Below are 9,277 nucleotides of genomic sequence, written 5' to 3' on the forward strand. Positions count from 1 at the left end.
TCATTATATACATATGATGAATTTTTAAAATATTATATAATAGGTGGTTTAACTTATTTATTATATCACATTATTTTTGTTAAAAATAAAATTAAAATTAAATAAAATATGAAAATTAGATTTGTAGTTATTAAAGACAACGATAAGAAAATGTATTATTTACAAACTAGAAAATTTTTTGGGTGGGTACCATTTTGTTATACGGTCTTTTCATATGGTGGTACATATAAACAAATATATTTTTCTAAATCAAAAAAAGAATTATTAGAAAAGTTAAAATCTTATTATAATAAAAATACTATTGATATACAAGAATACCAAACGATTAAACGATATACTATATGAAAACAAAAATAATTTATAGAATTGAGAATCCTACTGATAAAAATGGGATGTGGTATGATAAGGATGGTGAACCAAAAAAACAAATTCATATACTTTGTCCTAATGGGATTGATAAAAACTTACCAATGCCTAAAAATTTAGAATTACATAGAAAAGATGGGGAAGAATGGTTTAGTGCGGGCAAATCCATTGAAAATATGAATACTTGGTTTAGTGCAGAAGACGCTTTAAGTTTATATGAAAATGGGTTTAGGTTATTTAAATTTGAAGTTAATATGTGGCAAGAATTAGAATATGAAATTCTTTTTTGTAAAAAAGGAATTATAAGTAAAGTTGAAATACCATTACATGAAGTTTGGGATATTAAAGTAAAAGTCTAAAAATGAAAATATTTGTTATTTGTAGTGTTAGAATAGCCACACCAGAATATCGTAAGATGTTGGAAGATTATGTATTTGTATTAGAAAAAGATGGACATATTGTTCATTTACCACATAGAGATACAAATCAAGAAGCAACTGAATTTGATATTAATAATAGAAATATGCAAGCTATTAAAGAATCAGATGAAGTGCATATATTCTATAGTAGTAAATCATTAGGTACTCATTTTGATATGGGTGTTGCATTTGCACTAAATAAAAAAATTAAAGTTATTCAATCAGAAAAATATGGCGATGAAAAGAGTTATGCTAGAATGTTAGAAACATGGGAAAATTGCTATGATAAAATCAATAACATAGATGTTGATATTAATAATTTTACTGATTTTACAAAAGATGAACATATATCAAATTTAAAAAGATTAGGTGAATCAAATTATAAATCAATGGTTGGGCAAACTGTATTTTATGTTAAAAAATCATATGGTGAACACAAAATAATTAATTGGTGTCCAATTAAAGCAGAATTTTTATTATCATTAGACGGATCAAAATTTTGGTCAAATCCTTTTAAAATAATTAAAATATGGAAAAAACAGTAATGATAGGATTGATTTCAGCGTTTATCGCTAATATTTTTGCTAGTTTTTTAGGAACTTTTATTTTTAGAGAAAAATATCCTAAAATTTTGTTTACTGCTTATTTTTCTTTTTAAATAGTTTATTTTTATACTTGATGTATATTAATAATTAAATATATGAAAATAAAATTTATAAGAGGAATAGGATTCCAATTTTATAAAAAATGTAAAAATTGTGATGAAAGATTTTGGACATCTTCATTATTTAATAAGGTATGCTTACTTTGTAAATATAAAAATAGTAAATTATTTAAAAAATAAAAATATATGAAAGTTGAATATACATTAGATGATATGAAATCATTATTTGATTATGTAAAGAGTAATATCAATTGTGCATTTGATGATTGGGTAGAACATAATTCTAAATTATTGACAAATGAAGAAAAAAGATATTTTAAATTTATAGAAATATCTAATTTTAAAATTATTTCCAATAAAAAAGAATATGATTTTTTTCTTATAAAATGGAATGGTGTTGGTGGTGGTCATTTTCAAGAACCATTTAAATTATTTATAAGAAAATATTTCGGTGATAATGGACATAAATTATATAATAACCATTTAGGAGAACATGTATTATTAACAACTAATGATGATTTTTTCATAGACTTAGACGAATGGGAAGATGGCGAATGTAAGGATTCAAAACAATTAATATCTAAGATTGGTGATGTGGATATAGTTATATCCAGTTCTTTTAATATTGATAGGGATAATATAGAATGGAATAGTTATATAGATTGGTCAAATAAAATGGAAAAAAATAATTATCATTTTTGGACAATTAATGATATAAGTATATATATTAGTAATATTTATAATTTAAAATATATTTCTGTTTTAGAATTATTTAAAAATTAAAAAGTAAATTCTGATATGATAGGGAAATAGGTCGTAGTCTTACAAAAACGTTATCACGTCTACTCAGTCTTATCAGAATTTACTCCATTTTAAATTAATAAAATAATAACACATGAAAGAAATCAAAGGTGATTTAATAGAATTAGCAAAACAAGGTCATTTTGATATAATTGCACATGGTTGTAATTGTTTTAATACTATGCGTTCAGGTATAGCTAAATCAATTATAGATACATGGAATGGTGTTGCTATAATTGACAGACAAACTAAAAAAGGAGATTATAATAAACTGGGAAATATATCAGTTTGCCCTGTTCAAATAGACAATGGTGAATTTATAAAAGTACTTAATTGTTATACCCAATATAATTATGGTACTGATAAAGTGAATGTTAACTATGATGCTATTGCTATGTGTATGGATAAAATCAATCATTATTATAAAGGTAAAAGAATAGGTTTACCAACAATAGGGTGTGGTTTGGCTGGCGGAAATTGGGATATAGTTAGAAAAATAATCGAAGATAGATTAAAGGATGTAGATGTTACAATTGTAAAATTTAAATAATATGAAATTAACAAGACAACAATTTGATGAAATAGGTAAATTCTATTTAGATGGTTTTGTAATTAATTCTAGTGATCAGGATTTAATGTTTAAGGTATTTAATTGTTTACCAAAACACGAAAGAATGTTAGCAATAGAATGGGGGTTTAATGATACAGTATTCAGAGATAATGTATTTGAATTTTTATGTAAAAATCAATTAAATATGTCCGTTGATGAATATTATAAAAGTGATATTTTCAAAAAATATTTGAATAATAGAGAATTTATTACAATAGATTTTTCAAAATTATAACTATGAAAATAAAATTAAAAAGAAAAGAATTAGTAGATAATTTATATCCCGAAGAAGAATTATCAGATTTATCTATAATGGAATCGTTTTATCATATTAGAAAATTGAAAGCATTATCAGAATCATTAGAAAACGGATTTATACATATCGATGAAATTAATGATAATAAACAATGTTATTCTGTTAAATATGAAATTTGGTTTAATTATAATGAATATGAAATTATATAATTTATATATAAGAAAAAACGTATTTATTTCATGATAAAATTTATAAAATCAATTAGAAATATGACAATTAAAGATAATATTGTTAATTTTTTCCTATATATTAGATTTTTTATTCTTATAAGGTTAAATTATGGTAAAAGACAATCATCAAAAAATAAAACTGGATATGATTTAACATTTATTGATGAATTTAATGAAATATCATGGGATTATGATGGTTTTAATAAATGGAAAGTAGGAGAAGTATTTGGATTATATCATCCAGATAAAGATAATGTTTATTACAGTGAACCCGATATAGTTAAAATTAATAATAAAAGTTATGGTAGATTTAAGGTCGAATATAAACCAAAAATATTTGATGATAGATTAATACCATTTGCAGTATCATTATTATCTACTGAAAGATCATTTTCTCAACAATATGGTAGATTTGAATGTAGAATGAATTTACCAAAAGAAAAAGGAACTTGGCCAGCATTTTGGTTATGGGGACCAACTTGGCCACCTGAAATTGATATTATTGAAGCATATGGAAAAAAAACAGGTAGAACTATTAAAACTCAAAGGGCATCTATTTGGTTTAGAAAGAATGAACAACCAGATAATTTAGGAAGTAGGGCGATTGAACTTCAAGATACAGATTTTCATGAATTCGCAATGGAATGGACACCAAAAAGCATTAAGTTTTATACAGATGGAATTTTAGCACTTCAATATACAAATAAGAAAAAACTTGATGGTACATATAACAAACCTAATATCAATATGTGGATGGTATTGAATCATAGTGTTCAAGAAAGATATGTAAATAGAAAGGAATCAAATTACTATTCTGAATTTTTGGTTGATTATGTACGTGCTTACAAAAAATTTTAAAATTTTCTATTTTTTAAATAATTGAAAAAATTCATATTTAATCTATGTTCATAATCATCATTATGATCATTTATCATTCTCATGTTTATTCTCATTTCTATTAAATCATTTATACTACCTTTTTTTTCTAAAATATGTTCACAAGTATCTTTACTATTAGGAAAATGAAATGTATAAGAATAAATATTATTCGAAAAAAATACTTTTTGAGCAATTGCGCCTGTTCTAAAACCTACCATATCATTATCACATATAATATTCACCTGTTTAGGTTTTTTGTTAATTAAATTAAAAAATTGTATTGGTGCCATTGATGCAGCTGATATCGATACAACTTTATCACCTTTTGGTATGACTTTATCTAACGCATATTTATCTAAAATTCCTTCAACTACCCATACGATATCTCCTTCATTAACATTATCTAATCCCCACATAAATATATCCATTGTTGTGTGAGTATATTTAAATTTATTTAAATCTGATAGTTTACGAAATGCTGCATTTATTAAAAAACCATCTTTATTAAATAATGGTATAATTATACCACCACCTTCTAATCCATCACTTAATATATTTCTCATTATTGGGTGAGTAGTAATTCCTAATATATTACAATCATCAATATCGTTTATATATGATATAGAACCAAATTTAGCTCTTTTAATATCATCATCATTAAACCCTCTATTTATTAGATATTTATAATCTATTTCAGTTAAATTATTATGTGCATCTAATATTAATTGAGTTCTTTCTTTAATATCATTGGGTGTAACATAATAATCTGGTGCATTTATATTAATATCATTAAGTTCTATTTCAATTTGTCTATTTTTATTATAAATATTTTGGAATAATCTGACATCTTTCTCTATTTTATTAAGTTTTAATAATTCTAATTCGTTATACTTTGGGATAAAATTAGACACGACATTATCTATACTTCTGTTATTATAAACAATATAAAGTATGTCTTTTTCGGTATATTCTATCTGTCTTTCGTATAATTTCATCATTTTTTACTATAAAATTCAATATATAATTTTCCATCTTTGATGGTATGTGGTACTTCGTATATACCACTATCTGTTATTATTTTATCCATGTATTTTTCTATATCTTTAATGTTAGCGATTATTATCCAACCATCTTTATATTGTTTTGGTTTAAAATATTTTCTATCATTAATATCAATATCATATTCATAATATTTCACAAATTGTTCTTTTAATTTTGTATAATAATCTTGTAATGAACCAAATGACTGTATTATGGCAGCTCTACCATATTTTGTATATTGATAACCATAATTATATTTTATAATCCAATCATCATATTCTTGTTCTCTTATAGTATATCCACCTAATGGATGTATATCACCTATGGCAACATTATCATAATCATCTATAGTATTAACAATATTATCATGTGTTAACCATTCATTTATAAGTAAATCCATTATACCGTTATTAGCAACAAAGAAATCTTCTTGTAAAACTATATCTTTGTGTTCTGACATTTTTTCAAATAATTGTTCTTTACTTAAATTTAATTGTTCTTTTATTTTAGAATAAAACTCTTTAATTGTTTTATCCATATCTGAATGTACAATTTCAGTAAATGAACCAACTCCATACATATCATCTAATATTTCAGATAAATGATCTATTAAATTATCCAAATCTTTTACATTAATAACTCTATCTCCAAATATTTTTTTACTATAAGATATACAATCTTTAACAATTTTATCTAATTCTGGATCAAATCTACGATATTGTGTATTATTATCATTAAATACATCTACTCTTAATGTATTATAAACTGTTATACCATATCTACTTTCTCTATTATCTGATATATAAGTTTTTCCATCCCAATTATTAGGAACTGTTAATTCTATTTCTTTATCAGATATGTATAATTTATCAATTGCAACAAATTGTTTCCCTCCTTTTGTAATAGTATAATAATCCCATTGTGATTTTGTTTTTAGACACCAAGCTGGAGAAACAGTTTCTAATGCACCTTGATAAGTATTTACTATAAATACCTTATAACCACCAGAATCAAACACAAATTCATAATCTTTTTTATTTGTTTTATTGGTAATTAAATCTTTAATTTCATTATATGTTAATTTTTGGATTTCTGCCATATTTAATTTATTATCTTTAATTTCATCATATAATTTTAAAGCATCTTCCACTTTAATATTTTCAGAAAATACTAATTTTGTTATTAATCCAGTATATCCGTCTCTTTGTGTTTTTTTAATTATTTCTTGAAATCTATCATCATCATAATCGATATCATAATATCTTAAAATATGTCTAGCTTGTTCCATATTTTCTGCAATATATTGAAATGGTTCTAATCTTTTCATAAAAGAATATTTTTTATATTATATATTAAAATTATTTTGTTAAATAAAAAAAAATTAATATCTTTGTAATTAAAATATTAAAATATGGAAAATTTAATTGTTTTATCCAAATTTTTGGAGCATTTACGATTATTGCTACCATAATAGGATTTTTTACTCTTATATCAAAAAATCGAAGGAGTAGTAAAATAAAATTACTAGATCAATTATTAAAAGATGGTGTAATTAATTCTTATGATTATTTGAAATACAAAGATAAAAAAATTTAATATATAAATTAAATTTAATTAAATAGATGGATAAAATTAAGGTTAAAATAGAAAAATCATGGAATGGTAGGTATTACACAATAAAAATACCAACTGATCATATATCATTTGAATTATATGAAAAAATAGGTAATAATTTAACTGAAAGTATGTTAATTGATGGATTAGAAAACGGAATTAATTATGATAATAAGGTATTGAAATATCCAAATGATGTTACGTGCTGCTATTATGACAATAAAGAAAAAGTAGCATGTTTATCTAGCGAATCAATTAATAATATTAATAATTGGTTAAATCTATACGATGATATCTTATATACTGAATATAATGTTAATGTAATTTAAATATTAAAAATATGAATTTAAAAAATAATTTTTTATCAATAATAGTTAAATCATTGATTTTAATTATTATTATGATTTTAATTATTATTATGTGTTGTTTATCATCTTGTTTCAATAATAAAAATAATTATACATATAAATGGAAACTATCAGTTGTATATACCAATGGTGATAAAGATACAATTGATTGTGAATATGATTCTTTTAATGGTAATGATTGTTATCTTACATTAAAAATTTCAGAAACTGGTTTATTAACTAGTGGAGGAACTGAACCATGTATAATTACAGGATGTGGTCTTCATTGGAAACCTGTTGTATGTGGGGTTAGAAAATATGAAATATTATCACTTGAAAAAGTACTATTAAATTAATACTATTTATAAATACTTAAAAGATGATAATCTATATTTTATAATTGAAGATAACGTTTGGGTGTATATATGTAGTGTGAGATTTAAAACATTAAACTTGACTTAACCACAAATATTGATTAGATGTAGAAACTATGATTTAACCACTGAACCACACATTACATATACACCTTGTTATGTGTAGGTGTGGTTTATTAAGGTAGAATATTTAATCGGAGAACTGAACAAAAATTTTAAAAGAAAAAAAGGGTGGGTTTTTTAAATTTGAATATTTATATATAAAGATATTATGATTAAAGAAATAAGACAGATGATTGATAAGGTTAAAAACTTTAATCAATTTATAAATGAAAACTATGGTGATTTTAATAGTATTTTTAAGACAATTAAAACATATATTGATTTTACTTTAAATTCAGATGTTCAAATTAATGAATATGTTCCAAACAAACATATTGCGGAAAGATTTAAAGAAGTCTTACAGGCGTGTGAAAAAGAAAATATGTATCCAGAAATTTATCATAATATAACCATTGGTGGATATGATAGTGTTGGTGATAAATCTAAATTTGATTATATTGATGGGTTTTATTATAATAAAGAAAAAATGAAAATTTCTTTTATTGATTATATTGATGACTATTTTAATTTAGAAAGACTTAAAAACAAAGGTATTGAAGAAATACATAACACATATCAAAAACTTCGTGATAAAAAAGATATTATTAGAAATAACTTAATGTTAATTGACACAAGAATACCACATGAGTATAATATGAAACATAAACAAAATAACGATTTGAAATCAGATAAAATTAGAATTGTTAATAAACGTAAAAAATAAATGTGTGAGGGTTTTCTTTTAAAATTTTAAACCGAAATATTGATTAGAACGATGAACAGAACACTTACACATAACGTTTGGGTGTATATGTAGTGTGATATTTGAAACACTAAATTTCACTTAACTACAAATATTAATTAGAAAGATAAACTTGAATATACCACTGAAACTCACATTACATATACACCTTGTTATGTGTAGTAATTTTGTGGGTGGGATTTGGACTAAAATTTAATTTCTGAATATTTATATATAAAGATAAAATTATGGGTAAAGAATTGAGAGAACAAATTAACAAAGTAAAGAACTGGAAACAATTTTTGAATGAAAATATTCAGGATAAATTACCTGAAAGAGAAATGAAGTATTTTTCTTGGATTTTAGAACCTGATTTCAAAACATACAAACAGTTGAAGTATGATAAAAAAATGGAACGATTAAGAAAAGATGAAGAAAAATACAATCTTATTTTTGATATTTTAGATTATATGGACATCTACAACAAAAAAGTTGGAATTAACAGAAGAATTTCAATTACTAACTTGGATTCAATTATAAACAAAAATACATATAATCTAAAAGAAATCAAACATAAGTGGATGAAACTTTCAGAAAATCCTGATATTGAACCGAAAGATATTTTCACTGATTTCAATGTGGGTGGGTAAAAAATTATTACACATAACGGTATTCGGGTATGGTGTCGGTTTTTTACGGATTATTAAAAACTAAAATAAATTGAAATGACAAAAGAACAAGAATGTATGAAAGCGTTGCAATGTTTGTATTTAGAAGTACCAAGTGTAATTGCAGACGATGTAAAACAAAAGGTAATAGATGCACTGAATGA

At 23.3% G+C, this 9,277-nt stretch carries 13 protein-coding genes; 11 read left to right on the forward strand and 2 right to left on the reverse strand.

Annotated features, from left to right (window positions below; genetic code table 11):
- Positions 1-341: 341 nt before the first annotated feature.
- From RBR25_RS16895 to RBR25_RS16925, 7 genes are all read left to right on the forward strand, one after another.
- Entirely contained in the window at positions 342-725 is a 384-nt protein-coding gene (locus RBR25_RS16895; RefSeq protein WP_432820714.1) for a hypothetical protein, read from the forward strand.
- A gap of 2 nt (positions 726-727) precedes the next feature.
- Positions 728-1,330 carry a hypothetical protein gene (locus tag RBR25_RS16900; protein ID WP_432820715.1) on the forward strand — a complete coding sequence of 201 codons (603 nt, stop codon included), beginning with the start codon at positions 728-730 and terminating at the stop codon, positions 1,328-1,330.
- Between the two features lie 305 nt (positions 1,331-1,635).
- A complete protein-coding gene (locus tag RBR25_RS16905; RefSeq protein ID WP_432820716.1) occupies positions 1,636-2,232 on the forward strand; it encodes a hypothetical protein in 597 nt (198 codons plus the stop codon).
- 112 nt (positions 2,233-2,344) lie between these two features.
- Positions 2,345-2,800 carry a phosphatase gene (locus RBR25_RS16910; protein ID WP_432820717.1) on the forward strand — a complete coding sequence of 152 codons (456 nt, stop codon included), beginning with the start codon at positions 2,345-2,347 and terminating at the stop codon, positions 2,798-2,800.
- 1 nt (position 2,801) lies between these two features.
- Positions 2,802-3,095, forward strand: a complete 294-nt coding sequence (locus RBR25_RS16915; RefSeq protein WP_432820718.1) for a hypothetical protein — start codon at positions 2,802-2,804, stop codon at positions 3,093-3,095.
- Positions 3,096-3,097: 2 nt separating this feature from the next.
- Positions 3,098-3,325: a hypothetical protein gene (locus tag RBR25_RS16920; protein WP_432820719.1), complete on the forward strand. Its 228-nt coding sequence runs from the start codon at positions 3,098-3,100 to the stop codon at positions 3,323-3,325.
- A gap of 30 nt (positions 3,326-3,355) precedes the next feature.
- Complete coding sequence (locus RBR25_RS16925) at positions 3,356-4,204, forward strand: glycoside hydrolase family 16 protein (protein ID WP_432820720.1); 849 nt, start codon at positions 3,356-3,358, stop codon at positions 4,202-4,204.
- Here RBR25_RS16925 and RBR25_RS16930 read toward each other — a convergent pair.
- Positions 4,201-5,136, reverse strand: coding sequence for a hypothetical protein (locus RBR25_RS16930; RefSeq protein ID WP_432820721.1), 936 nt, complete (start codon positions 5,134-5,136; stop codon positions 4,201-4,203). The genes RBR25_RS16925 and RBR25_RS16930 overlap by 4 nt on opposite strands.
- 83 nt (positions 5,137-5,219) lie before the next feature.
- Entirely contained in the window at positions 5,220-6,593 is a 1,374-nt protein-coding gene (locus RBR25_RS16935) for a hypothetical protein (protein ID WP_432820722.1), read from the reverse strand.
- 295 nt (positions 6,594-6,888) lie between these two features.
- Between RBR25_RS16935 and RBR25_RS16940 the strand changes: the two genes are divergently transcribed.
- The 4 genes from RBR25_RS16940 to RBR25_RS16955 all read left to right on the forward strand — a co-directional run bounded on the left by RBR25_RS16940 (position 6,889) and on the right by RBR25_RS16955 (position 9,095).
- Positions 6,889-7,209 (forward strand): hypothetical protein, encoded by a 321-nt coding sequence (locus RBR25_RS16940; protein ID WP_432820723.1) that lies wholly within the window; start codon positions 6,889-6,891, stop codon positions 7,207-7,209.
- A gap of 11 nt (positions 7,210-7,220) precedes the next feature.
- Positions 7,221-7,583 (forward strand): hypothetical protein, encoded by a 363-nt coding sequence (locus RBR25_RS16945; RefSeq protein ID WP_432820724.1) that lies wholly within the window; start codon positions 7,221-7,223, stop codon positions 7,581-7,583.
- Between the two features lie 289 nt (positions 7,584-7,872).
- On the forward strand, positions 7,873-8,427 hold the full coding sequence (locus RBR25_RS16950; RefSeq protein WP_432820725.1) for a hypothetical protein: 555 nt from the start codon (positions 7,873-7,875) through the stop codon (positions 8,425-8,427).
- Between the two features lie 266 nt (positions 8,428-8,693).
- Positions 8,694-9,095, forward strand: a complete 402-nt coding sequence (locus RBR25_RS16955) for a hypothetical protein (protein WP_432820726.1) — start codon at positions 8,694-8,696, stop codon at positions 9,093-9,095.
- Positions 9,096-9,277: the final 182 nt, after the last annotated feature.

The organism is Trichloromonas sp. (assembly GCF_034006665.1).
In the GTDB taxonomy this organism is placed as follows: Bacteria; Desulfobacterota; Desulfuromonadia; order Desulfuromonadales; family Trichloromonadaceae; genus Trichloromonas.

Coding starts and splice junctions, on each gene's coding strand:
- RBR25_RS16955 (WP_432820726.1), top strand. CDS start 8,694: ATGGGTAAAGAATTGAGAGAACAAATTAACAAAGTAAAGAACTGGAAA.
- RBR25_RS16900 (WP_432820715.1), top strand. CDS start 728: ATGAAAATATTTGTTATTTGTAGTGTTAGAATAGCCACACCAGAATAT.
- RBR25_RS16940 (WP_432820723.1), top strand. CDS start 6,889: ATGGATAAAATTAAGGTTAAAATAGAAAAATCATGGAATGGTAGGTAT.
- RBR25_RS16950 (WP_432820725.1), top strand. CDS start 7,873: ATGATTAAAGAAATAAGACAGATGATTGATAAGGTTAAAAACTTTAAT.
- RBR25_RS16935 (WP_432820722.1), bottom strand. CDS start 6,593: ATGAAAAGATTAGAACCATTTCAATATATTGCAGAAAATATGGAACAA.
- RBR25_RS16905 (WP_432820716.1), top strand. CDS start 1,636: ATGAAAGTTGAATATACATTAGATGATATGAAATCATTATTTGATTAT.
- RBR25_RS16910 (WP_432820717.1), top strand. CDS start 2,345: ATGAAAGAAATCAAAGGTGATTTAATAGAATTAGCAAAACAAGGTCAT.
- RBR25_RS16895 (WP_432820714.1), top strand. CDS start 342: ATGAAAACAAAAATAATTTATAGAATTGAGAATCCTACTGATAAAAAT.
- RBR25_RS16915 (WP_432820718.1), top strand. CDS start 2,802: ATGAAATTAACAAGACAACAATTTGATGAAATAGGTAAATTCTATTTA.
- RBR25_RS16945 (WP_432820724.1), top strand. CDS start 7,221: ATGAATTTAAAAAATAATTTTTTATCAATAATAGTTAAATCATTGATT.
- RBR25_RS16925 (WP_432820720.1), top strand. CDS start 3,356: ATGATAAAATTTATAAAATCAATTAGAAATATGACAATTAAAGATAAT.
- RBR25_RS16920 (WP_432820719.1), top strand. CDS start 3,098: ATGAAAATAAAATTAAAAAGAAAAGAATTAGTAGATAATTTATATCCC.